The organism is Streptomyces sp. NPDC086777 (genome assembly GCF_040702065.1).
Taxonomy (GTDB): domain Bacteria; phylum Actinomycetota; class Actinomycetes; order Streptomycetales; family Streptomycetaceae; genus Streptomyces.
This window is the reverse complement of sequence record NZ_JBFBJI010000002.1, coordinates 393,516-418,513: the sequence shown is the minus strand read 5'-3', so window position 1 is coordinate 418,513 and position 24,998 is coordinate 393,516. Positions and strand designations below refer to the sequence as shown.

The 24,998-nt window shown below is 72.5% G+C and carries 24 protein-coding genes; 4 read left to right on the top strand and 20 right to left on the bottom strand.

Translation table 11 applies throughout. The features are described 5' to 3' along the window. Nucleotides 1-32: 32 nt before the first annotated feature. The 5 genes from AB0472_RS04520 to AB0472_RS04500 are packed head-to-tail and all read right to left on the bottom strand — an operon-like array spanning nucleotide 33 to nucleotide 5,453. Nucleotides 33-1,484, bottom strand: coding sequence for an HAD-IA family hydrolase (locus tag AB0472_RS04520; protein ID WP_366353306.1), 1,452 nt, complete (start codon nucleotides 1,482-1,484; stop codon nucleotides 33-35). Between the two features lie 40 nt (nucleotides 1,485-1,524). After that, nucleotides 1,525-2,589 carry an ABC transporter ATP-binding protein gene (locus AB0472_RS04515; protein WP_366353304.1) on the bottom strand — a complete coding sequence of 355 codons (1,065 nt, stop codon included), beginning with the start codon at nucleotides 2,587-2,589 and terminating at the stop codon, nucleotides 1,525-1,527. Nucleotides 2,590-2,593: 4 nt separating this feature from the next. After that, a complete protein-coding gene (locus AB0472_RS04510; protein WP_366353302.1) occupies nucleotides 2,594-3,412 on the bottom strand; it encodes an ABC transporter permease subunit in 819 nt (272 codons plus the stop codon). Further along, the gene (locus AB0472_RS04505; RefSeq protein ID WP_366353300.1) at nucleotides 3,397-4,296 is read right to left on the bottom strand and encodes an ABC transporter permease subunit; all 900 of its coding nucleotides are present in this window, start codon (nucleotides 4,294-4,296) and stop codon (nucleotides 3,397-3,399) included. Before AB0472_RS04505 ends, AB0472_RS04510 begins: the two co-directional genes overlap by 16 nt. Further along, nucleotides 4,293-5,453, bottom strand: a complete 1,161-nt coding sequence (locus AB0472_RS04500; RefSeq protein WP_366353298.1) for an extracellular solute-binding protein — start codon at nucleotides 5,451-5,453, stop codon at nucleotides 4,293-4,295. The genes AB0472_RS04505 and AB0472_RS04500 overlap by 4 nt, the downstream gene beginning before the upstream one ends. 237 nt (nucleotides 5,454-5,690) lie before the next feature. On the opposite strand from AB0472_RS04500, the gene AB0472_RS04495 reads away from it, so the two are divergent. After that, nucleotides 5,691-6,431: a GntR family transcriptional regulator gene (locus tag AB0472_RS04495; protein ID WP_366353296.1), complete on the top strand. Its 741-nt coding sequence runs from the start codon at nucleotides 5,691-5,693 to the stop codon at nucleotides 6,429-6,431. A 177-nt stretch (nucleotides 6,432-6,608) separates the two neighbouring features. Here AB0472_RS04495 and AB0472_RS04490 read toward each other — a convergent pair whose 3' ends face one another. The 5 genes from AB0472_RS04490 to AB0472_RS04470 form a co-directional block, all read right to left on the bottom strand. Beyond that, nucleotides 6,609-7,061: an Lrp/AsnC family transcriptional regulator gene (locus AB0472_RS04490; RefSeq protein ID WP_362178420.1), complete on the bottom strand. Its 453-nt coding sequence runs from the start codon at nucleotides 7,059-7,061 to the stop codon at nucleotides 6,609-6,611. 100 nt (nucleotides 7,062-7,161) lie between these two features. Then, complete coding sequence (locus tag AB0472_RS04485) at nucleotides 7,162-8,604, bottom strand: GuaB1 family IMP dehydrogenase-related protein (RefSeq protein WP_366353294.1); 1,443 nt, start codon at nucleotides 8,602-8,604, stop codon at nucleotides 7,162-7,164. A 162-nt stretch (nucleotides 8,605-8,766) separates the two neighbouring features. Next, nucleotides 8,767-9,078 carry a barstar family protein gene (locus AB0472_RS04480; protein ID WP_366353292.1) on the bottom strand — a complete coding sequence of 104 codons (312 nt, stop codon included), beginning with the start codon at nucleotides 9,076-9,078 and terminating at the stop codon, nucleotides 8,767-8,769. A 1-nt stretch (nucleotide 9,079) separates the two neighbouring features. Further along, the gene (locus AB0472_RS04475) at nucleotides 9,080-9,748 is read right to left on the bottom strand and encodes a prolyl oligopeptidase family serine peptidase (RefSeq protein ID WP_366353290.1); all 669 of its coding nucleotides are present in this window, start codon (nucleotides 9,746-9,748) and stop codon (nucleotides 9,080-9,082) included. Between the two features lie 5 nt (nucleotides 9,749-9,753). Beyond that, nucleotides 9,754-10,719 carry a Dyp-type peroxidase gene (locus AB0472_RS04470; RefSeq protein ID WP_366353288.1) on the bottom strand — a complete coding sequence of 322 codons (966 nt, stop codon included), beginning with the start codon at nucleotides 10,717-10,719 and terminating at the stop codon, nucleotides 9,754-9,756. Between the two features lie 257 nt (nucleotides 10,720-10,976). Here AB0472_RS04470 and AB0472_RS04465 point away from each other — a divergent pair, with 257 nt between their 5' ends. Together AB0472_RS04465 and AB0472_RS04460 are read left to right on the top strand one after the other, a co-directional pair. After that, entirely contained in the window at nucleotides 10,977-12,284 is a 1,308-nt protein-coding gene (locus AB0472_RS04465; RefSeq protein ID WP_366353286.1) for an MFS transporter, read from the top strand. Between the two features lie 95 nt (nucleotides 12,285-12,379). Further along, entirely contained in the window at nucleotides 12,380-12,970 is a 591-nt protein-coding gene (locus AB0472_RS04460; protein ID WP_366353284.1) for a TetR/AcrR family transcriptional regulator, read from the top strand. Nucleotides 12,971-13,049: 79 nt separating this feature from the next. Here AB0472_RS04460 and AB0472_RS04455 read toward each other — a convergent pair whose 3' ends face one another. The 4 genes from AB0472_RS04455 to fmt form a co-directional block, all read right to left on the bottom strand. Beyond that, nucleotides 13,050-14,093 (bottom strand): sugar-binding domain-containing protein, encoded by a 1,044-nt coding sequence (locus AB0472_RS04455; protein ID WP_366353282.1) that lies wholly within the window; start codon nucleotides 14,091-14,093, stop codon nucleotides 13,050-13,052. 78 nt (nucleotides 14,094-14,171) lie between these two features. Further along, nucleotides 14,172-14,858 (bottom strand): ribulose-phosphate 3-epimerase, encoded by a 687-nt coding sequence (gene rpe, locus AB0472_RS04450; RefSeq protein WP_366353280.1) that lies wholly within the window; start codon nucleotides 14,856-14,858, stop codon nucleotides 14,172-14,174. Nucleotides 14,859-14,983: 125 nt separating this feature from the next. Then, entirely contained in the window at nucleotides 14,984-16,411 is a 1,428-nt protein-coding gene (locus AB0472_RS04445; protein WP_366353278.1) for a transcription antitermination factor NusB, read from the bottom strand. A gap of 83 nt (nucleotides 16,412-16,494) precedes the next feature. Beyond that, on the bottom strand, nucleotides 16,495-17,427 hold the full coding sequence (fmt, locus tag AB0472_RS04440) for a methionyl-tRNA formyltransferase (protein ID WP_366353276.1): 933 nt from the start codon (nucleotides 17,425-17,427) through the stop codon (nucleotides 16,495-16,497). 326 nt (nucleotides 17,428-17,753) lie between these two features. On the opposite strand from fmt, the gene AB0472_RS04435 reads away from it, so the two are divergent. Beyond that, nucleotides 17,754-18,302, top strand: coding sequence for a hypothetical protein (locus AB0472_RS04435; protein ID WP_366353274.1), 549 nt, complete (start codon nucleotides 17,754-17,756; stop codon nucleotides 18,300-18,302). A 105-nt stretch (nucleotides 18,303-18,407) separates the two neighbouring features. On the opposite strand, the gene AB0472_RS04430 is transcribed toward AB0472_RS04435, so the two are convergent. The 6 genes from AB0472_RS04430 to AB0472_RS04405 all read right to left on the bottom strand — a co-directional run bounded on the left by AB0472_RS04430 (nucleotide 18,408) and on the right by AB0472_RS04405 (nucleotide 24,943). Then, on the bottom strand, nucleotides 18,408-20,567 hold the full coding sequence (locus AB0472_RS04430) for a primosomal protein N' (protein ID WP_366353272.1): 2,160 nt from the start codon (nucleotides 20,565-20,567) through the stop codon (nucleotides 18,408-18,410). Between the two features lie 311 nt (nucleotides 20,568-20,878). Continuing rightward, the gene (gene metK, locus AB0472_RS04425) at nucleotides 20,879-22,087 is read right to left on the bottom strand and encodes a methionine adenosyltransferase (RefSeq protein ID WP_093505403.1); all 1,209 of its coding nucleotides are present in this window, start codon (nucleotides 22,085-22,087) and stop codon (nucleotides 20,879-20,881) included. A gap of 239 nt (nucleotides 22,088-22,326) precedes the next feature. Continuing rightward, nucleotides 22,327-23,532: a bifunctional phosphopantothenoylcysteine decarboxylase/phosphopantothenate--cysteine ligase CoaBC gene (gene coaBC, locus AB0472_RS04420; RefSeq protein WP_366353466.1), complete on the bottom strand. Its 1,206-nt coding sequence runs from the start codon at nucleotides 23,530-23,532 to the stop codon at nucleotides 22,327-22,329. 109 nt (nucleotides 23,533-23,641) lie between these two features. Further along, nucleotides 23,642-23,914 carry a DNA-directed RNA polymerase subunit omega gene (gene rpoZ / locus AB0472_RS04415; protein ID WP_005319902.1) on the bottom strand — a complete coding sequence of 91 codons (273 nt, stop codon included), beginning with the start codon at nucleotides 23,912-23,914 and terminating at the stop codon, nucleotides 23,642-23,644. A gap of 51 nt (nucleotides 23,915-23,965) precedes the next feature. Beyond that, entirely contained in the window at nucleotides 23,966-24,559 is a 594-nt protein-coding gene (gene gmk / locus AB0472_RS04410) for a guanylate kinase (protein WP_366353269.1), read from the bottom strand. A gap of 60 nt (nucleotides 24,560-24,619) precedes the next feature. Next, nucleotides 24,620-24,943, bottom strand: a complete 324-nt coding sequence (locus AB0472_RS04405; protein WP_003977346.1) for an integration host factor — start codon at nucleotides 24,941-24,943, stop codon at nucleotides 24,620-24,622. Between the last annotated feature and the right edge of the window lie 55 nt (nucleotides 24,944-24,998).

Sequence of the window (24,998 nt, the reverse complement as noted above, 5' to 3'; positions counted from 1 at the left end):
CGACCGCAACGGTTGCCCCGGGTAACCCCCGATCAGGGCTGGACGGCGAACGTGGTGACGACGGCCGCGTGGTCGGAGGGCCAGTCGTTGCCGGCCACCTCGGGCCAGGGCGCCGGGGCGCCGGTGACCCAGGTCCGGGAGTCGAGCACGCGCAGCCCCCTGTGCAGCACGTAGTCGATCCGGTCCTGCGGTTCGGGCCGCCCGCTGCCGTCCTCGTGGACGGGGTGGACCGGCGACCAGGTGTGGCCGGGCGCGGCGGCCGGGTCCGGGTGCGCCTCGCGGTAGGAGTCGCGGAACCCGGCCTCCTCCGCGGCCCTGGTCACCGGCCACCCGACCGCCGGCCAGTCCAGGTGGGACGGGCAGTTGAAGTCCCCGACGAGCACCACGGGTACGTCACCGTCCCCGATCCGCCCCAGGGCCTCCCGCATCTGCCCGAGCCGCACCTCCTCGTGGGCGATCAGCTCGTCGGCGCCGAGTCCGTCGAAGTGGAACTCGTAGGGCCCGTAGGGCGTGTAGTGCAGGTGCGCGGTCCAGATCTCTACCTCGCGGCCGGGGCGGACGGCGATCCGCACCCCGGCGGCGCCGTAGAAGCCGACGCCAGGGTCGCCGAGGCGGGCGGTGATCGGGTGGCGGCTGATGACGCCGAGGTTCTCGCCGGCCGTGTGGTGGTGCCAGCCGAGCGCGTCGGCGAGTTCCCGCGCGCTGGTCCCGGCGGTCTCCTGGAGGCCGACGACGTCCGCGCCCGCGTCCATGATCGCCTTGACCTGCTTGGCCCGGTGGTCGTCGACCGGGCTGCCGCCGAGCCACAGGTTCCAGGACATCACCCGCAGCTCCGGTACGGCCATGTCGCTCAGCTCCTTCGGGGTGACCCCGACCAGCGTGTCACGCACGGTCCGGCCGGGCGCACCGCCGATCGGGGCGAGCGAGGGCACCGCCAGCACGGCGCAGCCGGCGGCCTCGGCGGAGGCGACCCCGGTCTCGGTGTCCTCCACTGCCACGCAGGCGGCCGGGTCGACGCCGAGGGCGCGGCACGCGGCGAGGTACGGGTCGGGGGCGGGCTTGGTGCGGCCCGTGTCGTCGGCGGTGACGGACGCCGCGAACCGGTCGGGGCCGAGGGCGTCGAGGACGAGGTCGGCGACCGCGCGTGGGGACGCGGTGACCAGGGCGGTGCGGACACCAGCCGCGGCCAGCGCGTCCAGCAGGTCGAGGGCGCCGGGGCGGGGCACGATGCCGGTGCGGACGCGGTCCGCGAACTCCCGGTGCAGCCCGGCCGCGAGATCCGCGGCCGGCCGGCCGGTTCCGGTGGCCAGCCAGGCGGCGGTGTGCTCCACCGGGCGGCCGAGCACCTCCGGCTCGTCGGCCTCGGTGAGCGGCCGCCCGGCAACCTGTTCCACCGCCTCCCACCACAGTCGCTCGGTGTCGACGAGCGTGCCGTCCATGTCGAACAGGACGGCCTGGAGCGGGAGTCGTGGGTGGGGGGTCACGTTGTCGTCATTCCTCACGTGGGGGGGACTTCGGGAAGGGTTACTTCTGGACGCGTGGCGCCACGAGCACGGGCCGCTCGGGCAGGGACACGCTCACGGCGGATCCGGCCCCCAGTTCGGCGGCCTCGTGGGCGGGCAGGTCGGCCTTGGCCTCGGTGCCGTCGGCGAGCCGTGCGGTGACCCGGACGACCGCCCCCAGGAAGGCGGTGGCGACGACGGTGGCCGTACCGGCGCCGTCCGCGCGCACCCGGACCGCCTCGGGGCGCACGAGCACGTCGACCTCGCCCGCGCCCGGTTCCTGCCCGTCGACCGGCAGCCGCTGCCCGAGCACCTGGACCGTGCCGTCCTCGACCGTCCCCGGGATCCGGCTCATCGTGCCGACGAACTCGGCGACGAAGGCGGTGGCCGGACGGCCGTACAACTCGGCGGGTTCCGCGCACTGTTCGAGCCGCCCGGCACGCATCACGGCGACCCGGTCCGCGATCGACAGGGCCTCCTCCTGATCGTGCGTCACGAACAGGGTGGTGATGCCGAGTTCCTGCTGGAGGCGGCGGATCTCCTCGCGGAGGCTGAGCCGGACCTTGGCGTCGAGGGCGGACAGGGGTTCGTCCAGCAGCAGCACGCGGGGGCGCAGGGCGAGGGCGCGGGCGAGCGCGACGCGCTGCTGCTGGCCGCCGGAGAGCTGGTGCGGGAACCGCTCCCGCTTGTCGCCGAGCCCGACGAGCTCCAGCAACTCGGCGGCCCGCGAGCGCCGTTCACTCGTACGCACCTTGCGCATCCGCAGCCCGAAGGCCACGTTGTCGACGGCGTTCAGGTGCGGGAAGAGGCTGTACGACTGGAAGACCATCCCGGCGTCACGGCGGTGGGCCGGGACGTGGGTGACGTCCTCGCCGTCCACGAGCACGGCGCCGGAGTCGGGGTGTTCGAAGCCGGCGAGCATGCGCAGCGCGGTGGTCTTGCCGCAGCCGGACGGGCCGAGCAGGGCCAGGAACTCACCCGGCTGGACGGTCAGGTCGAGTCCGTCGAGGGCGACGGTGGCGCCGAACTCGCGCCGTAGCGACCGGAACTCGACGGTCGCGGCCTTCTCAAGGGTGGCGGTGGTCATGGTGTCATCCCCGGGAGGAAGCGGTTCGGTCGCGGCCGCCGGCACCGGCGAGCGCGAGGAGCAGGGCCCAGGTCACCAGGAGACTGAGCACGGAGACGGCGACGGACATCTGGGCCTGCGAGCCGCCGACGTTGTAGATCCACACGGCGAAGGGCTGGAAGCCCAGCAGCTGGGCGACCGTGAACTCGCCCAGCACCAGCGCCAGGGTGAGGAAGGACGCGTTGAGCAGCGCCCCGCGCAGGTTGGGCAGCACGGCCCGGACGAGCGCCTGCGGCCAGTTGGCCCCGCAGCTGCGGGCGGCCTCGACGAGGGTGCGCACGTCGATCGCGCGCAGCCCGGCGTCCAGCGCCCGGTAGACGAAGGGCAGCGCCATGACGACGTAGGCGAGGACCAGGACGACCGGGAAGGTCGGGTTCTGGACAGCGACGAACGTCTCGAACAGCGGGGTCCTGGACAAATGGTCCGGGCCCCACTTGAGCACGGTCACGATGCCGGCGACGAACGCGATCGGCGGCACCACCAGCGGCAGCGAGCAGACGATCTCGACGACCGGACGCAGCTTGGGCGCGCTCAGCCGCAGGGCGACCACGGCGGGCACCATCAGCAGCAGTACGACGGCGATGGTGGCGACCGCGAGTTCCAGCGAGAGGGCCAGGCTGGAGAGGAAGCCGTCGGCGGACAGGATCTGGGAGTAGGCGTCGAAGGTGACGCCCTGGCCGGGTACGTCCACCGTGAAGAGGACGGAGGCGCCCAGCGGGACCAGGAAGTAGAGGGCGGCAAGGCCTAGGACGGCCCAGCGCCAGGGGGTCAGGCGTCGAGCCATCGGGCGCTCCGTCGTTGCAGGGGCAGGTACACGGCCATCACCACGCCCGCCACCAGCACCATGTCCAGGCTGAGGGCGAGGGCCACGTTCTCCTGGCCGACCAGGACGTTGCCGGAGAGGGCGTCGGCGATCTGGAGGGTGACGAGCGGGACCGCGCTGCCGACCATGGCGGCGGCGGTGGCGTAGGCGGCGAAGGCACTGCCGAAGAGCAGCACGAGCCCGCCGAGCAGCGAGGGCGCGAGCACGGGCAGGGCCACGAACCGCCAGTACTGCACGCCGGTGGCGCCGTTGTTGAGGGCGGCCTCACGCCACTGCGTGCGCAGTCCGTCGAGGGCCGGGGTGATGGTGAGGACCATCAGCGGGATCAGGAAGTACAGGTAGACCAGTACGAGCCCCCAGAAGCTGTACAGGTTCCAGCCGTGGTCCGCCAGGTGCAGGTGCACGGTGAGCACACCGGCGTTGCCGAGGGTCGCCACGAACGCGAACGCCAGCGGCACACCGCCGAAGTTGGCGAGCACACCGGAGGCGGTGAGCACGGCCTCGCGCAGCGCCCGGGAGCGCGAGCTGACGACGGCCTGCGCGAGCGGCAGCCCGAGGAGGGCGGCGATGACGGCGGAGAGCGCGGACAGCTTGACGCTGCCGACGAGGGCGGTGAGGTACGGCCCCTGGAGCGAGTTGCTGAGATTGCTCGCGGTGTACGAACTCACCCCGCTGGACGGGTCCTTGACCGTGAAGGCGCCGTTCAGCATGGCGACGGCGGGCAGTCCGAAGGCGACGGCCGTGAAGGCGAGGAGCGGGACGACGGCGAGCCAGCCGGGGGCGCGGCGCCGCCGCTTCTGGGAAGCGGCGGACGCCACGTCGGCCCGCGTGAGCGTGGCCGTCATCCGGAGACGGCCTTCGACCAGCCGGTCGAGAGGACCGTCTTGGCCTTGTCCTGCTGGGCCTCGGTCGGGAAGGTGGGCGTGCCGGTGACCGCGGGCAGCTTGGCGGCGGCGGTCTTGTCGAGGGTGCCGGCCTTGTCCATGGCGCTCATCAGGACCGGGCGGGCGTAGCCCTTGAGCCACAGGTTCTGGCCCTCGGTGCTGTACAGGTACTCCTGCCACAGGCGGGCGGCCGCCGGGTGCGGGGCGTCCTTGTTGATGGCCTGCGAGTAGTACTGCGCGTACTGGCCGTCGGTCGGGATCGACACCTTCCAGTCGACGCCCTTGGACTTGAACTCGTCGGCGTAACCGGCGTTCAGGTAGTCCCAGTCGATGGAGATGGGCGTCTCGCCCTTCTCGACGGTGGCCGGGGTGGACTCGACGGGCGTGTAGTTGCCGTTCTTCTTCAGTTTGGCGAAGAAGTCGAGACCGGGCTGGATGTCGTCGAAGGAGCCCTTGCCGGCGAGCGCGGCCGCGTAGACGCCGCCGAAGGCCGAACCGGACTTGGTCGGGTTGCCGTTGAGGGCGACCTGGCCCTTGTACTGCGGCTTGAGCAGGTCGGCGAAGGTGGTCGGGCAGGTCTTGACCCGCTTCGCGTCGCAGCCGATGGAGATGTAGCCGCCGTAGTCGTTGTACCAGCGGGCCTGCGGGTCGGCCTGGCCCGTGGGGATGTCGGAGAACGAGGTCACCTTGTACGGCGCGAGCAGCCCCTGCTGGGCGGCGCTGAGCGCGAACGACGAACCGAGGTCGAGCACGTCCGGCGCCCGGTCCTGGCCCTTGCGCGAGGTCACGGCATTGATCTCGTCCTGGCTGGAGCCGTCGGGGCTCTCGTCCTCGATCTTGATGCCGTACTTCTTCTGGAAGCCGTCGATGATGGCGCCGTAGTTCGCCCAGTCGCGGGGGACGGCGATGATGTGCAGCGCGCCCTCCTTCTTGGCGGCGGCGACCAGCTTGTCCATGCCGCCGAGGTCGGCGGCGGAGGTGGCGGTGGCGGCGTTCTTGCCGTCGGAGGTGGTGGACGACGCGTTGTCGGGGGCGGCGCCGCAGGCGCTGAGGGCGAGCGCGGCTACGGCGGCGAGGGAGCCGCCGAGGAGGGCGGTTCTCGGCAGGGACACGGTCACGGTCTCTCCAGGGAGTACACACGAGGGTGGGTGGCGCTGTGGGCGGCGCCTGGCGAACTTGTCTGAACAAGTTGGCTCACAGTACGCCCGCTGCGGGTGTCGGGACTGTGAACTCCGGAAAAACCCTGACCCCCAATTCCCTGCACACTCCTGACCGGTTCCGGGCTGACACGAATCACCTGGGAACGTCGATTAGGCTGGTCACGCTGTGCACAGCGGCCTACTCAGAGGGGAAGCATGACGGCGCGACACGAGGAGATCGCCGACGAGCTGCGGCGCGCCATCGACCGCGAGGAGTACACCGTCGGCAGCCGGCTGCCCTCGGAGACGGAACTCGCGGCGGAGTACGGCGTCTCCCGCGGCACGGTCCGCCAGGCGGTCGCCGCGCTCACCGCCGAGGGGCTGATCGGCTCCCGCCAGGGCGCCCGCCGGGTGGTCCTGGCCAGCCGCCGCAGCCAGAGCTTCGCGGAGCTGCGCAGCTTCGCGCAGTGGGCGAAGGCGATGGGCCGCGCGGCGACCGGACACGTGGTGTCCCAGGAGTACCGGCCGGCCACCCAGGAGGACGCAGTCCGCCTCCAACTGGCCTTCGGAACACCCGTGTTGCATGTGCTGCGGGTACGCGGGCTGGACGGTGAACCGGTGTTGCTGGAGCGCACCGTGTACGCGGACTGGATCTCTGCGGCGGTCGAGGCGATAGAGCCGGACTGCCCGTCGGTCACCCAACGCCTGTACGAGGACAAGGGGTTGGTCTTCGCCTACGGCGAGCACGTCATCGACGCGGTGGCGGCGGGGGCCCAGGACGCCGAACTGCTCGGCATCCGCCGGACGAGCCCGCTGCTGCGGGTACGACGGGTGACGACGACGCGGGAGGGGCGGCCGGTGGAGTGGTCCGACGACCGCTACCGCTCGGACGCCGTGAGCTTCAGCGTGCACAACTCCATCGACAACAATGCGCTGGCGCGAAAGACCGCGGAGTAGGGGGCGGGGGGAGCGGTGGTGTGCCGGGTGCCGGTGGTTCGTGGCTGGTCGCGCGGTTCCCCGCGCCCCCGGGTCGGCGGGGGAACCGCCTCCTGAACGGGCGCGGGGAACTGCACGGCCAACCCCGACGGACTCGCACCCGGCACACCACCGGCGCCCCCGCCCCCTCCCCCGGTCTCACCCGGGGGCGCCCGACGAGAAGCGGCGCAGCAGCGGCGACAGCACCAGTACCGACTTGGTGCGTTCCACGAACGACTCCCCCGCGATCCGCTCCAGCACCCTCTCGAAGTGCCGCATGTCGGAGGCGAAGACCTGCACGACCGCGTCGGCCTCACCGGTGACCGTCGACGCGGCCACCACCTCCTGGTAGCGCTCCAGGCCCCGCTGGATGGTCTCCGGGGACGTGTTGCGCCGGCAGTAGATCTCGACGAACCCCTCGGTCTCCCAGCCGAGGGCCGCCGGATCGACCCGTACGGTGAATCCGGTGATCGCCCCGGTGGCGCGCAGCCGGTCCACACGCCGTTTGACGGCAGGCGCCGACAGGCCGACCAGTTGCCCGATGTCCGCGTAGGAGCGGCGGGCGTCCTCGGCGAGGGCGTGCACGATGCGTTCGTCGAGATCGTTCAGCAAGGGGTCGTTCAGCTTTCAGGTGGTGCAGGACGGGACCGGCCGCAGCCGTACACGAAGTAGAACACGAGCGGCGGCGCCGAGGCGCTCTCCCGGCGGTGGCCTAACTCCAGCTGGCGTGCAGCGGCTTCCCCTCCGCGTACCCGGCCGCGCTCTGGATCCCCACGATCGCCTTCTCGGCGAACTCCTCCAGGGATCCGGCGCCGGCGTAGGTGCAGGACGACCGCACGCCCGCGATGATCGAGTCGATCAGGTCCTCCACGCCCGGCCGGGCCGGGTCGAGGAACATCCGGGACGTGGAGATGCCCTCCTCGAAGAGCGCCTTGCGAGCCCGGTCGTAGGCCGACTCGTCCGACGTGCGGTTGCGCACCGCCCGCGCGGAGGCCATGCCGAACGACTCCTTGTACAGCCGTCCGTCGGCGTCCTGCTGCAGGTCGCCCGGGGACTCGTAGGTGCCCGCGAACCAGGAACCGACCATCACGTTGGCCGCACCGGCGGCCAGCGCCATGGCGACGTCACGGGGGTGCCGGACACCGCCGTCGGCCCACACGTGCTTGCCGTACTTCCGTGCCTCGGCGGCGCACTCCAGGACCGCCGAGAACTGCGGCCGGCCGACGCCGGTCATCATGCGGGTGGTGCACATGGCACCGGGGCCCACACCGACCTTGATGATGTCCGCGCCCGCGTCGACGAGGTCCTTGACCCCCTCTGCGGAGACGATGTTGCCGGCCGCGATCGGGACCTGCGGGTCCAGGCCGCGGACCAGCCTGATCGCGCTGATCATCGACTCCTGGTGGCCGTGCGCGGTGTCGATGACGAGCGTGTCCACGCCCGCGTCGAGCAGCTGCTTGGCCTTGTCCGCGAAGTCCCCGTTGATACCGACGGCGGCGGCGATGCGCAGCCTGCCGTGCGCGTCGGTCGCGGGGGTGTACAGGGTGGCGCGCAGAGCGCCCTTGCGGGTGAGGATGCCGGCCAGCTTGCCGTCCCGGTCGACGGCCGGTGCGTACCGGCGGTTGGCGCCGTCCAGCTTGTTGAAGGCCTCGCGGGGGTCGATGTCCGCGTCCAGGAGCAGCAGGTCGCGGGACATGACCTCGGCGAGCTGGGTGAACCGGTCGACACCGGTGAGGTCCCGGTCGGTGACGACGCCGACGGGGCGGCCGTCCTCGTCGACGACGACACCGGCGTTGTGCGCCCGCTTCGGCAGCAGGGCCAGCGCGTCGGCGACGGTCTGGTGCGGGGCCAGCACGATCGGGGTGTCGAGGACCAGGTGGCGGCTCTTGACCCAGGTGATGACGTCGGTGACCACGTCGATCGGGATGTCCTGCGGGATCACGACGAGTCCGCCCCGCCGGGCCACCGTCTCGGCCATCCGCCGGCCCGCGATCGCGGTCATGTTGGCGACGACCAGCGGGATGGTGGTGCCCGTGCCGTCCGGGGAGCCGAGGTCCACGCCCTGACGCGAGCCGACCGCCGAGCGGCTCGGCACCATGAAGACGTCGTCGTACGTCAGGTCGTACGCGGGCTGGATGTCATTGAGGAAACGCACGTGCCGCACATCCCAGTCGATCAGAGGTGACCCCCGGACCGGCCGGCCAGAGGGAAAAGCACGTACTTCATTCTCCCATGCCGACCGGCACGTCATGCCCGGGACGAACGTCCAGGCAGGTCAGGGCCCGTTCGGAGGAACCTACAGGTGGCTTCGGTGGGGTCACCGCGGGGCCAGGGCGACGGTCAGCGCGGGTTCGTCGGCGGACGCGTCGGCGAACACCCGCCGGGCGGTCTCCCACTCGTCGGGTCTGCTCCCCGCGTACCCCTGCCAGCCGGTGACGACGATCAGGAGCCCGCGGCCGACCGCCTCCGGCGGCCACACGGAGGGGTCGCGGAGGCTGTCGGTGAGGGCGTCCCAGTTGCGCCCGAACCACGCGGGCAGGTGGAGGGCGGAGACGGTGCGGTCCATGAGGCCGGCCTTGTCGGTGACCCCGGCGAGGTCGAGGGTGACCCGATACGGGCTCGTCGTCATCTCAGTGCCGTCCGAACGGGGTTGCCGGGGCGGTCTGTTCGGCCAGCCAGGTGGCCGCGGAACGGGTCCAGGTCGAGGCCTCTCCCGCGCCGTGGGCGAGGCCCAGGCCGTGCGGGCCGTGCGGGTAGACGTGCACGGTGTGGGGCACGTCGTGGGCGGCCAGGGCCGTGGCCAGGCGGTAGGTGTGCTCGGGCCAGACGTACGGGTCCTCGGCCGTGTGCCAGAGGAAGAACGGGGGCGCCGACGGGGTCACCAGCGCGTCGAGCGAGGTGGCCCGGCGCAGCTCCGGCGGGGCGTCCTCGCCCAGCAGGACGTCCTGGGAGGGCCGGTGGGTCTCGGTCTCCATCGAGGTGATCGCGTAGCCGAGCACGGCGAACTGCACCGCCGACCGCACGTCGCCGTCCGCGGCCAGCGCGGCCAGACCCGCGAGGTGCCCGCCCGCCGAGAACCCCACGAGCCCGATCCGGTCGGCCCCCGCGGCGCGCAGCCGCCGGATCTCGGCGCGCAGGGCTGCCAGGGGCACCGGATGCCGGACCCCGAGGGGATACCGGAAGACGCTCGCCTCGATGCCCAGTCCCAGCCCGGTGAGCCACTCGGCCACCGGCTCCGCCTCGTGCTCGGCGTACTGCGCGCAGCCGCCGCCCGGCACCACGATCACCTGCGCGGACACCGGTCTCACCGTCCCCCCTCACCGGCCCCGGGGAGCGCGGGCAGGTCGTCGAGGAAGTCGTCGGACGGCACGAAGAAGAGGGTGCCGGTGACCGCGGTGGAGAAGTCGAGGATCCGGTCGTGGGCGGCGTCCGCGGTGCCGAGGAACATGTTGCGCAGCATCTGTTCGATGACGTCCGGCGTCTGGGCGTACCCGATGAAGTAGGTGCCGAACTGGCCGCCGCCGGGGCTGCCGAAGGGCATGTTGTCGCGCAGGATCTTCTGCTCCTCGCCGTCCGGTCCGGTGACCGTGTTCAGGCCCTTGTGGGAAGCCGGCTCCTCCAGCTCGATGTTGGTGGCCTTCGTACGGCCGATGATCCGCTCCTGCGTCTCCACGGGCAGCGCGTTCCAGGCGTCGAGGTCGTGGAGGTACTTCTGCACGACCACGTAGCTGCCGCCGGCATGGCCGGGGTCCTCCGCGCCGATCAGGACGGCCCTGCGGGCGGCGGCGCCGACCGGGTTCTCGGTGCCGTCGACGAAGCCCAACAGGTCGCGCGCGTCGAGGTACTTGAAGCCCGGCACCTCGTCCTCGACGGTCACCGCGTCGCGCAGCCGGTGCATGAGCTCGGCGGCGAGCCCGAAGCACAGGTCGAACCGGGTGGCCCGGATGTGGAAGAGGAGGTCGCCGGGGGTGGCGACCGCGGTGTGCCGGGGGCCTGCCAGGGGCCGGAAGGGGTGCAGGCCCGCCGGGCGGGCGTGGTCGAAGAGCCGGTCCCAGGCCTCGGAGCCGATCCCCGCCACACAGCTCAGCGCGGCTTCCGGGGCGCCGAACCCGAAGCTGCGCTGCAGCCCGCGGACATCGCCGAGCACCTCCCGCGCCGCGGGCTCGCCACCCGGGCGGACGGTGAGCACCAGGAAGATCGCGGCGGTGGTCAACGGGCCGAGCACCGGCTGTGGTTCGGCGCCCGGCTCGGAGTGGGGTCCAGTGGTCAACGCGTCCTCCCGATGTGATCGGCACATGGTCTGTCGTACACATACTCGGGGCTCACGGCGTTCAGCCGGCGAAGACGCTCCATGGGAGGGGACCGTACCCGCTCCGCGCGGTGCCCGGAAATTTTTCAAAAGTCCTTCGCGCCGCGGAATAGACAGACCTGTCCATGAGATTGACCAGGTATGGTAGACAGACTGGTCTACTCAATGTGTGTCTTCGAACCGACGCTCCTCGGCCCCGTCCCCGCGAAGGATCTCCGATGAACCACCTCGCATCGCACGAGCGCACCGTGCGCGCCACGGCAGCGCGCAGGCCCATTCCGCCGCGTGCGGCGTTCTACGTGCTCGCCTCCGTCGTCGTCTCCTTCCTGGCCGCCTCCAGTGCACCCACCCCGCTCTACGCGACCTACCAGGCCGAATGGGGATTCAGCCCGATCACCACCACGGTCGTCTTCGGCGTCTACGCGATCGCCGTCCTCTCCGGCCTGCTCGTCCTCGGCAAGCTGTCCGACCACGTGGGCCGCCGCCCGGTCCTGATCATCGCGATCGCCGCCCAGGCCGTCGCCATGCTGGTCTTCTCCACCGCCGGGGGCGTCGGCGAACTGCTCGCCGCCCGTATCGTGCAGGGCCTGTCCACGGGCGCCGCGCTCGGCGCCGTCGGGGCCGCGATGATGGACATCAACCGTTCCCGCGGCACCATGGCGAACGCCTTCGCGCCCGGCCTGGGCACCGCAACCGGCTCGCTGGTCAGCGGCTTCGTCGTGCAGTACCTGCCCGCCCCCACCCACACGATCTACCTGGGCCTGCTGGCCGTGTTCGCCGTCCAGGCCGTGGCCATCGCCCTGATCGACGAGACCGTCACCAAGCAGCCGGGCGCCCTGGCCAGTCTGGTGCCCGAGATCAGCCTCCCGCGCACGGTCCGTGGCGCGGTCCTCGCGGCGGCGCCCGTCGTCTTCGCCGTCTGGGCCCTCGCCGGGTTCTACGGCTCGCTCGGCCCCTCCCTGGTCCGCACCCTGGTCGGCTCCACCTCCGCGGTCTGGGGCGGCCTCGGCCTCTTCGTCCTCGCGTTCGTCGCGGCCGTCTCGGTCCTCGCCCTGCGCAAGGCGCAGTCCACGACGATGATGTACACCGGCATCGGCGCACTCGTCGCCGGCGTCGCCCTGACCCTGCTCGCCGTCGACCGGAGCGCTCCGGCGCTGTTCTTCGTCGGCACGGCCGTCGCCGGCCTCGGCTTCGGCAGCGGCTTCCAGGGCGGCATCCGCACCGTGCTGCCGCTGGCCAGGCCCCACGAGAGCTCGGGCGTGCTGTCCCTGCTCTTCGTCGTCGCCTACCTCGGCATGGGCGTCCCCTCGGTCGCCGCCGGCGCGCTGGTGGTGCACGGAGGCGGACTGGTACCGACCTCCGAGGAGTACGGTGCGGTGATCATCGCCCTGGCGCTGCTGGCCCTGGCCGCCCTGCTGCTGCGCGGCGGACCGCAGATCGCGCCCGGCGTGAAGGTGGCCTCCGGCGGCACCCGGCCGGTGCCGGTCCGGGCGGAGCGGCCCGAGAGCGTCACGCGGGCACGATGACCGAGCAGGCCGGCTCGGTCGGCCGGTGACGGGAAGACCGGATGCCGGGAAGTCCGGATGCCGGGAAGTCTGGAAGTATCGGGAAGGTGAGTGACATGACCAGGACGTCGACCGATGCAAAGGCCCCCACCGCCCGGGAGCGCCTGCTCTCGGCGGCGAACGAACTGTTCTACGCGGAGGGCGTGCAGTCGGTCGGGATCGACCGGATCATCGAGCGCGCCGGGGTCGCCAAGGCCTCGCTGTACAACACCTTCGGCGGCAAGGACCAGCTCATCCGCGCCTACCTCGACTCCCGGCACACCAGGCTCGCGGAGCGGCTGCTGCGCGCGGTCGACGGCGCCGACACCCCGCGGGGCCGGCTGCTGGCCGTCTTCGACGCACAGGCCGAGCTGTTCACCGACCAGAACTACCGCGGGTGCGCGTTCATGGCGGCCAGCGCCGAGGCCAAGCCCGGCAGCACCATCGAGGAGGCCTCCGACGTCTCCCGCGCCTGGGTCCGGGCCCTGTTCACCGACCTCGCACGGGACGCCGGCGCCCCGGATCCGGAGGCTCTCGCCCGGCGGCTGCACCTGCTGTACGACGGGAGTGTGGCGTCCGCGCGGATGGACCGCGACCCGTCGGTGGGTGCGGTCGCCCGGGAGGCGGCCGCCGTCCTGATCGACGCGGCACTGCCCGCCGAGGCCTGAAGGCCCGGCGCGGCCGGGCCGGCTCGTCCGCCGCGGCAGCGTTGTCACCCCGGCTGCCGCGGCACTGCCGCGCTCCCGGTCAGGGACCGTCGGGGTCCGCGCGGTTCAGGGCGGGCTTCGGAGTGGTCCCCGCCGTCATCAGGTAGTCGGCCGCCGAGGTGTCGGTGACGAGGCTGGTGACCAGCCCCGACCGCAGCACCGCGTCGATCGCGGCCGCCTTGCGCTGGCCGCCCGCGATCGCGACGACCTCCGGGATCCGGCGCAACTGGTCGGCCTTGACCGTGATGCAGCGTTCCCCCAGGTCGCGTCCGACCCGGCGGCCCTCGGCGTCGAAGAGGTGCGCGGCCATCTCGGCGGCGACGCCCAGCGTGGCGTAGTGCGCACGCTCCTCGTCGCTGAGCATGTCGTGCACCGTGGAGATGCCCGGCTCCCAGGAGCCGATGGAGACGCAGGCGACGGTGACCTTGTCGAAGTACTCGAAGGCGCGGGCGATCCCGGTCTGGTTGCGCAGCGCCGCCGCGGTGGCCGCGTCCGGCAGCAGCATCGGCGCGTAGATGGGGTGCGCGTCGCCGCCCGAGACCTGGGCGGCCCGCCGGACGGCCTCGACCGAGCCGCGCTCGGAGGTCCCGGCGTCGTACACGCCGGTCAGCTGCACCACCGTGCAGGGGGGCAGCCGGTCCAGCGCGGCCGCCATGTGGATGGTGGACCGGCCCCAGGCGAGGCCGAGTACGTCTCCCTCGCTGACGAGTTCGCCGAGCAGGTCCGCGGCGACCTCGCCGAGGTTCTCGGGGTCGGGGGTCTCCTCCGCCTCGGCCGGGGACTCGACCACGACGGCATGCCGCAGGCCGTACCGGGCACGGAGCGCGTCCGAGCGCTCGGCGTCCAGTTCGGCCGGTACGCGGATCTCGATGCGTACGAGATCCCTTTCGAGGGCAGTCTCCAGTACCCGGGCCACCTTGAAGCGGCTGACGCCGAACTCCTCGGCGATCTGGATCTTGGACTTGCCTTCGAGGTAGAAGCGGCGGGCCATGGCCGCCGCCTGCACCAGCTCTGCGGGTCCCATCCGCATGGCTGACCGGCCCGCCGACATACCCGACACGGCCATCTCCTCACTGCTGTTCACACTCTGGATACGCCGTTCATCCTTGCAGATCCGGCGCACTTGATCAGCCCTGATCGGAGCCGTTCACGTTCCCGTACCTCAGTGGTCGCACGCCCACGACGCCCGGGCGGTGGCAGCCGCCGCCTGGTTGCGTAGTGCACGTACCGCCTCTGCCGGGTCGTTTGCCCCGTACACCGCGGAACCTGCCACAAAAACGTCGGCTCCTGCGTCCGCACACCGTTCGATCGTCGACGCGGAAACTCCACCGTCGACCTGGAGCCACAGTTCCAGTCCGTGCTTGCTGATCAACTCCCGGGTGCGGCGGATCTTGGGCAGCATGATGTCGAGGAACGCCTGGCCGCCGAAGCCCGGCTCCACCGTCATGATCAGCAGCATGTCCAGCTCGGGGAGCAGGTCCTCGTACGGCTCGATGGGCGTGGCGGGCTTGAGCGCCATGGAGGCGCGGGCGCCCTTCGCCCGGATCTCCCGCGCGAGGCGCACCGGGGCGGCCGCCGCCTCCACATGGAAGGTGACGGAGGAAGCCCCCGCTTCGACGTACTGCGGCGCCCACCGATCGGGGGCCTCGATCATCAGGTGGCAGTCCAGCGGGGTGTCCGTAGCCCGGGCCAGGGACTCTACGACCGGCACACCGAGCGTCAGGTTCGGGACGAAGTGGTTGTCCATGACGTCGACGTGGAGCCAGTCGGCGCCTTCGACCGCCCTCGCCTCGTCCGCGAGGCGGGCGAAGTCGGCGGACAGGATGCTGGGGTTGATCTGCACGGCCATGCCCCAAGCGTGCCATGCCCTGGCGGGGGGAGCCGAGTGGGGTTCGGGCAGGTTGCGGATGAGTGTCGGCCGCGGGTGGGCGGGGGTTGCTCGCGCGGTGCCCCACGCCCCTGACGGGGCGCGCCTCAGCCGGTCCTCCGGATCAGTGCCAGATACATGGCGTCCGTGCCGTGCAGGTGCGGCCACAGCTGCACATCGGGCCCCTCGCCCAGTTCCGGCACCCCCGGCAGCAGCGGACGCGCGTCCACCAGCTCGGTCTCCGGGCGCTGCTTCAGGACGTCCTGGACCACCGCCCGCGTCTCCGCCAGGTGCGGGGAACACGTGGCGTACCCGACCACCCCGCCCACCCGCACCGAGTCGATCGCGGTACGCAGCAGCGCGCGCTGCAGCGGGCCGAAGTTGTCGAGGTCCTCGGGGCGGCGCCGCCACCGTGCCTCCGGGCGGCGGCGCAGCGCGCCCAGGCCCGTGCAGGGGACGTCCATCAGGACCCGGTCGAAGGTGCCGGCGCGCCACGGCGGCCGGGTGCCGTCCGCGGCGATGACCTGGTACGGCCCCGGGTTGCCGTGCAGCGCCTTGGCCACCAGCCCGGCCCGGTGCGGCTGCTTCTCGGAGGCGAGCAGCACGGCCCCGCGCTCGGCGGCCAGCGCGGCGAGCAGCGCGGCCTTGCCGCCGGGTCCGGCGCAGCCGTCCAGCCACTTCTCGTCCGGCCCCTCGACCGGCACGTTGGCCAGCGCGAGGGCGACCAGCTGGCTGCCCTCGTCCTGCACGCCGGCCCGGCCCTCGTGCACGGCCGCGATGGCACCGGGCTCCCCGCCCTCGGTGAGCCGCACCGCGTACGGCGACCAGCGCCCGGGTACGGCGGCCTCCTCGCCGAGGAGTTCCCCGGTGGTGGCCCGCCCGGGCCGGGCGACCAGCGTCACCTCGGGCCGCTCGTTGTCGGCGGCCAGCAGGTCCTCTATCCCGGCGCGCCCGCCGCCCAGGGAGTCCCAGAGCGCGGAGACGACCCACCGCGGATGCGAGTGCACCACGGCCAGATGGTCCTCGGGGTCCTGGTCGTAGGGCGGCGCGACCTTCGCGATCCAGCCGTCGAGGTCGTCCTGGGCGACCTTGCGGAGCACGGCGTTGACGAACTTGGCCCGACCGTCGCCCAGCACCACCCGGGCGAGCTCGACGGAGGCGGAGACGGCGGCGTGGCTGGGGATCCGCGTCCCGAGCAGCTGGTGCACACCCAGACTGAGCACGTCGAGGACCGGCGGGTCCACCTCGCGCAGCGGCCGGTCGACGCACTCGGCGATGATCGCGTCGTACGTCCCCTGCCGACGCAGCGTCCCGTACACCAGCTCGGTCGCGAGCGCGGCGTCCCGCCCGTCGAACTTTTCGGGTCCCTCCTTCTCCCGGGCCTTGCGCAGCAGCGGCGGCAGCACGAGGTTGGCGTACGCGTCCCGCTCGTCCACGGCGCGCAGCGCCTCGAAGGCGAGGAGGCGGACGGGGTCCTTCTGGGGACGGCGGTAGGGCTTGGCGGGCCTGCGCGGCCGCCGGGACTGCTCGCTCACGAAAAAGGTGCTCCGGGTATGGGAATGAGGCGACTCCCAGCGTACGCCGCGTACGCCGGAAAGCCGCTGGTGGGGAATGGGGCTCAGGCGCCGAGGGTCTCGTCGGCGCCGATGCGCACGCCACGCGCCCAGTCGGCGGCCCGCATCGGCTTCTTGCCCTGGGCCTGCACCCAGAGCAGTTCCACGGCGTACGACCCGGTCCCCACGTGCACGCTGTTCTTCCCGACGGCGATCTCGCCGGGGCTCAGCTCGGTCCGCTCGGGCACCGGCGTGACCTGGACGAGCTTGAGCCGCTCACCGCGGAAGGTGGTCCAGGCACCGGGCGCAGGGGTGCAGCCGCGCACCACCCGGTCGACCCGCAGCGCGGGCGCCGACCACTCCACCTTCGCGTCCTCGACGGTGATCTTCGGTGCGAGGGTGACGCCCTCCCCCGGCTGCGGTACGGCCTTGAGCGTGCCGTCCTCGATACCGTCCATGGTCGCGGCGAGCAGCCCGGACCCGGCGAAGGCGAGCCGGGTCAGCAGGTCACCGCTGGTGTCGGTGGGCCGGATCTCCTCGGTGACGGTCCCGTAGACGGGCCCGGAGTCCAGCCCCTCCTCGATGAGGAAGGTGGACGCGCCCGTGATCTCGTCGCCCGCCATGACGGAGTGCTGCACGGGAGCCGCCCCGCGCCAGGCGGGAAGCAGCGAGAAGTGCAGGTTGACCCACCCGTGGATGGGCACGTCGAGCGCGACGCGGGGCAGCAGCGCGCCGTAGGCCACCACCGGGCAGCAGTCCGGCCCGATCTCCCTCAGCCGCTCCAGGAACTCCGGCTCGCGCGGCTTGAGCGGCCTCAGCACCTCGATCCCGGCCTCCATCGCCCGCTCGGCGACGGGCGAAGCGACCAGCCTGCGCCCCCGCCCGGCCGGCGCGTCGGGCCGCGTGACCACGGCGGCCACCTCGTGCCGTCCGGAGGAGATGAGAGCGTCCAGAGCGGGAACGGCTACTTCGGGGGTACCGGCGAAGACAAGCTTCATGGGCGACTGAGACCCTCTCGAACGGCATCAACACGGGCAACAAGCAAGTCTATGCCGCACCGGTCGGCCACCGACCCAGCCCACGGCGCCCGAACCGCGGGCCGCCGACGGCGACACCCCCGCAGGTCGGTGGACCTCTCTGCCGGCGGGGACGGATGGCGCGCGGGTGGGAGAACGCCCGGTGGTGCGGACCCGGCGTACGCATATGCCCATACGCCCCCACACCGTGACCCGCGGAGCGCCCACGCGTTGGTCAAGAGAGAGTTGACCACAACGGGCCGCATGCACGGCCCATTCCTTTCAACGCCGGTTCGAGAGGCTTGTTCATGGCCGACCACGCAACCCACGACGCCCAGGCCCGGGCCAGCCTGCACTTGTTGGTGCGGGACATCGAGCGGGTCCGCCGCCAGGTGGACGCACTACGCACGCTCACCGCCCAGTTGGGCAACGTCTACCGCCCGCGCCGATCCGGCCCGTCCACGGGCTTCGTCGTCTACGGACGCGCCCCCGCCCCGACCGTCCGGCTCGCCCAGGAACTCCGGGACAGTGTCGAAACCCTGGTCACGGCCGCCGTGGACTTCGACCGTTCGCTCGGCTTCTCGTGGGACGCGGTGGGCTCCGCGCTCGGAGTCACCAAGCAGGCGGTGCACCGCCGTTACGGCGCCCGCCGCGCCGCGGCCCAGACGCCGGCCACGGCCGAGCCCGACCGGTCCACGGAACCGTCGGGCTCCCGCACGCTCAACGTCGGCGGCGGCCTGCCGACGGTGCCCACGGTCCCGGCCGCCCGCTCCATGCCGACCCAGCCGACCGCGGGCAGCCCGGCCCTCCGCGACGAGGCGCGGCCGACGGCCTTCCCCGGCCCGCGCAACGGCTGAGACAGGTAACGGCTGACACACGCGACGGCTGCCGTCGGCAAGGGCCGGCGGCCCGCCCGCTCCTGCCCTCCCGGCACGCATCCGGGAGGGCAGCCGTCTGCCCGGTCACCCGATGTCCGGCGGATCGATCCGCACCCGAACCGCCTCCCCGCCCCCGGTTCCGCTCCCCCGCGCCATCCGGGCGGCCTGAGCGGACTTCAGGGCTGCGGCGAGCGCCGCCCCGCTCCCCGGCGGCACCCGTACCAGCGCCCGCTCCCAGTGCTCCCCGGGCGGCGGCGCGCCCGCCCGCCGAGGCGCCCCGGCCCGCACCACGGGCACCGGAACCGGCCCCAGCACCTCGGCGTCCGGCGGCAGTTCGGCCGCACCGAGGAATCCGGCGAGCGCCTCCGCGGTCCCCGACACCGCGGCCATCCGGGACACCGGCGGGAACCCCAGCTCCGCCCGCTCGGCGAGCTCCCGCACCGCGTGTCCGACGGGATCCCAGCGCACCAGCGCCTGCACGGGCCGCAGCGTCGGTTCCGCGACGACGACCACGGTGCCGCCGTCCGCCTGCGGCCGCACCAGTGCCCCGGCCGCGATCCACCGGCGCAGCGCGTCCTCACCGGCCCGCAGGTCGGGTCGCCCCAGCATCGCCCAGCCGTCCAGCAGCAGGGCCGCCGCGTAGCCGCCCTCGGCGACCGGCTCGGCGCCCGGTGTGCTCACGACCAGCGCGGGTGTCCCGGGCACGGTGTCCAGCACCTGCTCGCGTCCCGAGGTCCGTACCGGGACGGCGGGAAAGGCCCGTCCCAGCTCCTCGGCGGTCCGCCGGGCGCCGACCACCTGGGCGCGCAGCCGGAAGCCGCCGCACTCGGGGCAGTGCCAGTCGCTCTCCGGCCGGCCGCACCACCCGCACTGCAGCGCCCCGGCGTCCCGCGCCTCCAGCGGACCGGCACAGTGCCGGCAGCGGGCCGCCGCCCGGCACTGGGCGCAGGCCATCCGTGGCACGTAGCCCCGCCGGGGCACCTGCACCAGCACCGGCCCGTGCCGCAGTCCGTCCCTGACGGCCTGCCAGGCGAGCGTCGGCAGCCGGGCGGCGCGCGCGGCCTCGTCCCGCGCGAGGTCGCCGTCCCCGACCGTCCGCACCAGCGGCGCGGCCTGCCGCACCTGCTCCCTGCCCGCCACCAGGGGCCGCGCCCACCCGTTCTCCACAAGCTGCGCTGCCTCCACCGTGCAGCTCCAACTCCCCAGCAGAAAAGCGCACTTGTCCAGCGCCGCCCGCAGGAGCAGCACGTCTCGCGCATGCGGCTGCGGCGCGTGCTGCTCGCTGTGGCTGTCGTCCCCGTCGTCCCAGATCGCGACGAGCCCGAGATCGCGCACGGGCGCGAACATGGCCGCCCGCGTCCCCACGACGGCCCGCACCGACCCGCGGCTGACGGCGAGCCACTGCGCGTACCGCTTCTCGGGCCCGGCGTCGGCCGTGAGCAGCGCGTGCCGCCCCTCGCCCAGCACCTCGCTCAGCGCGGCGTCGACGCGCGCGGCGGCCCGCCCGTCCGGTACGACGACCAGCGCGCCGCGCCCCGAGGCGAGCGTGGCGGCGACGGCGCGGGCGATCTCCACGCTCCACCCGGGCCCCGGCAGTGCGTTCCACACGGCGCGCGGCGCGCCGCCGGAGGCGAGCGACTCGACGAAGGCGGCCCCGTGCTCGTACCGCGACCAGCTTCCGGCGTCCGGCACGGGCGGGGGCGGCAGCGGCTCCGGCGAGGGCCGCTGCTCGGCCCGGGCGCTGCGCGGCGGAACGGCCAGCTGCAGCACGTCCGCGAGGCTCCCCGCGTACCGGTCGGCGACCGCGCGGGCGAGCCGCAGCAGCTCCTCGCCCAGCACCGGCTCGGGCGACACCACCTGGGCCAGCGCGGCCAGCGGCCCCGAGTAGTCGGACGCGGCGAGCCGCTCGACCAGGAACCCGTCGATGAGCCCGCCGCCCTCGCGGCGCCCGTCCCGCACCCGGTGCCGCCCGGCCCCGAACCGCACGCGCACCCGGACCCCCGGCTGCGCGTCGGCGTCCAGGTCGGCGGGGACGGCGTAGTCGAAGTAGCGGTCGAGATGGAGCACGCCCTTGTCCACGAGCACCCGCGCGACCGGCAACCGCTCGGCCAGCTCGGCCCCCCGCCAGGTCCGCGGCTTGGCCCGGGGCGCCTTGGCCCCCCGCACGCTCTCCCGGATGAGCGCGAGCTGCTCCGGCGGCGCCCCTGCGGCGCCCTCGCCCCCCTGCCCGTTCTCGCTGCTCACCCTTGCATTCTTACCAAACGCCTCTGACAACGGAGGCCGCCCTGGCCCGCCGGTGGGCCAGGGCGGCCGAGGTCTCCCGAGGTCGGTCCGGCAGCGGTCGGAACACACCAGTATCACCGCGCGCCCTGGGCGCACTCCACGGAAGTAACCGCGGCCATCGCACCGGGAGGCCTCCACCGTACTGATCACCCGTTCCGGTGACCAGCCGTTCTCCGCGGCCCCCGGCACGCGGCGGGTCGCCGGTCTCCCGGAACGCGCCGAGGCCCGGCTCCCCCGAGGGGGAACCGGGCCTCGCGACGGACGTGGTGGGGTTACAGACCCACGGCCGCGCGCAGGGCGTCCACGCGGTCCGTGCGCTCCCAGGTGAAGTCGGGGAGCTCACGGCCGAAGTGGCCGTACGCGGCGGTCTGGGCGTAGATCGGGCGGAGCAGGTCGAGGTCGCGGATGATGGCGGCCGGGCGCAGGTCGAAGACCTCGTCGATGGCCTTCTCGATCTTCTCGTGGTCGACCTTGGCGGTGCCGAAGGTCTCGACGAAGAGACCGACCGGCTCGGCCTTGCCGATCGCGTAGGCGACCTGGACCTCGCAGCGGGCGGCCAGGCCCGCGGCGACGACGTTCTTGGCGACCCAGCGCATGGCGTAGGCGGCCGAGCGGTCGACCTTGGACGGGTCCTTGCCGGAGAAGGCACCGCCACCGTGGCGGGCCATGCCGCCGTAGGTGTCGATGATGATCTTGCGGCCGGTCAGACCGGCGTCACCCATCGGGCCGCCGATCTCGAAGCGGCCGGTCGGGTTGACCAGCAGACGGTAGTTCTCGGTGTCGAGCTTGATGCCGTCGTCCAGCAGCGCCTTCAGCTCCGGCTCCACGACGAACTCGCGGATGTCGGGGGCGAGCAGCGACTCCAGGTCGATGTCGGAGGCGTGCTGGCTGGAGACCACGACCGTGTCGAGGCGGACGGCCTTGTCGCCGTCGTACTCGATGGTGACCTGCGTCTTGCCGTCGGGGCGCAGGTAGGGGATGGTGCCGTTCTTGCGGACCTCGGAGAGGCGCTTGGACAGGCGGTGCGCCAGGAAGATCGGGAGCGGCATCAGCGTCGGCGTCTCGTCCGTCGCGTAGCCGAACATCAGGCCCTGGTCGCCGGCGCCCTGCTTGTCGAGCTCGTCCTCGTCGCCCTCGACCCGGGTCTCGTACGCCGCGTCCACGCCCTGGGCGATGTCCGGCGACTGCGCGCCGATGGAGACCGAGACGCCGCAGGAAGCGCCGTCGAAGCCCTTCTTCGAGGAGTCGTAGCCGATCTCCAGGATCTTGTTGCGGACCAGCGTCGCGATGTCCGCGTACGTCTTGGTCGTGACCTCGCCGGCCACGTGCACCAGGCCGGTGGTGATCAGCGTCTCGACGGCGACCCGGGAGGTCGGGTCCTCGCGCAGCAGCGCGTCGAGAATGGTGTCGCTGATCTGGTCAGCGATCTTGTCGGGGTGACCCTCGGTCACGGACTCCGAGGTGAACAGGCGACGGGACACAACGCTCCCTGGGGTTGCAGCGGCTGCTGTCTGATCATTGGCGGACGACACGGGGGCTGCACCCGGGCGTCGTCCGAGAACAGTTTATCGGTCGCACTCGGCCGCCGGCCTACCTGTCTCGACACTCGGAAGTGCTGTGACCTGCGGCACGGGCATTCTGCCCAATGGTCGGCGGCCTTGACCAGAGCCCCCGCACCGCAATGTCGCGTCCGGGAGAGTTGACATATGGCTGAAATAAGTCAACCCAAACGGGCCGCCACCAGGTCCCAGACGATGTCGGCGAGAGCCTCCTTGGGCCCGTGCGGCACCGGCGTCTCGCTGCCGTCGGCGCCGAGCACCACGGCCTCGTTCTCCTCGGAGCCGAAGGTCTTGCGCTCCCCCACCTCGTTCACCACGAGCAGGTCGCAGCCCTTGCGCGCCAGCTTGGTCCGGCCGTTGGCGAGGACGTCGTCGGTCTCGGCGGCGAAGCCGACGATCACCTGTCCGGACCGCGCCCGGTCGGCCGAGATCTCCGCGAGGATGTCCGGATTCCGCACCAGGACGATCGGCTCGGGATCCTGGCCGTCCTTCTTCTTGATCTTCCCAGCCGCATAGACCGCGGGGCGGAAGTCGGCGACGGCGGCGGCCATCACCACGGCGTCGGCGTCGGCGGCCGCCTTCAGCACCGCCTCCCGCAGCTGCACGGCCGTACCGACCGGGACGACGTCCACGCCGGCCGGGTCGGGCAGTCCCGCGGTGTTGGCGGCGACCAGGGTCACGCGGGCGCCCCGGGCGGCGGCCGTGCGGGCGAGGGCGTAGCCCTGCTTGCCGGAGGAGCGGTTGCCGAGGAAGCGGACGGGGTCGAGGGGCTCCCGGGTGCCGCCGGCGGAGACGACGACATGGCGGCCGGCCAGGTCGGGCTCCGCCGCTCCTCTCGCGAGCACGCGGCGGCAGGCCTCGAAGATCTCCGCCGGGTCGGGGAGACGGCCCTTGCCGGTGTCGACGCCGGTGAGACGGCCGACCGCCGGTTCGATCACGACGGCGCCGCGGCGGCGCAGCGTGGCCACGTTCTCCTGGGTGGCCGGGTGCTCCCACATCTCGGTGTGCATCGCGGGGGCGAAGACGACCGGGCAGCGGGCGGTGAGGAGGGTGTTGGTGAGCAGGTCGTCGGCGAGGCCGTGGGCCGCCTTGGCGAGCATGTCGGCGGTGGCGGGGGCGACGACGACGAGGTCGGCGTGCTGGCCGATGCGGACGTGCGGGACCTCCTCGACGTGGTCCCAGACCTCGGTGGAGACGGGGTTGCCGGAGAGGGCGGACCAGGTGGCGGCGCCGACGAAGTGCAGCGCGGAGGCGGTGGGCACGACCCGGACGTCGTGGCCCGACTCGGTGAACCTCCGCAGCAGCTCACAGGCCTTGTACGCGGCGATGCCGCCGCTGACCCCCAGCACGACCTTCGGCTTGCCCACCGGGCCTCCACTCGTCGAATCCATGACGCCATCACACACCACAGGCCCGGCAGTCGGGCTGCCGGGCCTGTGGATAAGTCAGCTGCACTACGAAAGTATTACTGCAGCACTACTGCGCCGGACCCTCGATGGCCTCGGACGTCAGCAGACCCGCGTTGATCTCGCGCAGGGCGATGGAGAGCGGCTTCTCGTGGACGTGGGTGTCGACGAGCGGACCGACGTACTCGAGGAGGCCCTCGCCGAGCTGCGAGTAGTACGCGTTGATCTGACGGGCGCGCTTGGCCGCGTAGATCACGAGGCTGTACTTCGAGTCGGTGGCCTCGAGGAGCTCGTCGATCGGAGGGTTGATGATGCCCTCGGGCGCGGTGATGGAAGAGGACACGCTCTGCCTTCCGATGGATGGGAAAGATTCAGTCTGCATGATCAGCGACGATCACACAACGTCCATCAAGGCTAGCAGCTCGCGCGCCACGTCCTTGACGGAGGTGTTGACCAGGGTCTCGTCGAACTCAGGCTCGGCAGCGAGTTCGACCTTGGCCGCGTCCAGTCGCCGCTCGATCACCTCGGGCGCCTCGGTGCCGCGCCCGGTGAGCCTGCGCACCAGCTCCTCCCAGGACGGAGGGGCCAGGAACACCAGCCGGCCGTCCGGCATGGTCTCGCGGACCTGCCGGGCGCCCTGGAGGTCGATCTCCAGGAGGACCGGCACACCGGCCTCCAGGTGCTCGAGGACCGCGGCCCGCGGAGTGCCGTAGCGGTTGCCGGCGAATTCGGCCCACTCCAGGAGTTCGCCGTTGGCGATCAGTTTGTCCATCTCCTCGTCGGAGACGAAGAAGTAGTGGACGCCGTGCTTCTCGCCGGGGCGGGGCTTGCGCGTGGTCGCCGACACCGAGAGCCAGACCTCGGGGTGTTCCTTGCGCATATGGGCGACGACCGTGCTCTTGCCGACCCCGGAGGGGCCGGAGAGCACGGTCAGCCGCGGACGATCGTCCGGGGGCTCGGGGGTCGTCCCCCGGAATGTTGCAGCCATGCAGCGATTATTCCAGCAATCGCAGGCCGTCCGGGACGGCCCTCCCGGACGGCCCCGTGATCAGGAGCCGGTGCTGCCGAACTCGCGCTCCAGGGAGGCGATCTGGTTGGAACCGAGACCACGCACGCGGCGGCTCTCGGAGATACCGAGTCGCTCCATGATCTGCTTGGCGCGGACCTTGCCCACGCCCGGCAGGGACTCGAGCAGGGCGGAGACCTTCATCTTGCCGATGACGTCGTTTTCCTGGCCCTGCTTGATGACCTCGTGGAGAGAGGCGCCGGAGTGCTTGAGTCGATTCTTGACCTCGGCCCGCTCCCGGCGAGCCGCGGCGGCCTTTTCGAGCGCGGCTGCGCGCTGTTCAGGGGTAAGGGGCGGAAGAGCCACGCCTACGTCACCTCGGATGTCGAACTGTCGGATACGGACCGGTGAGGAACCTAGT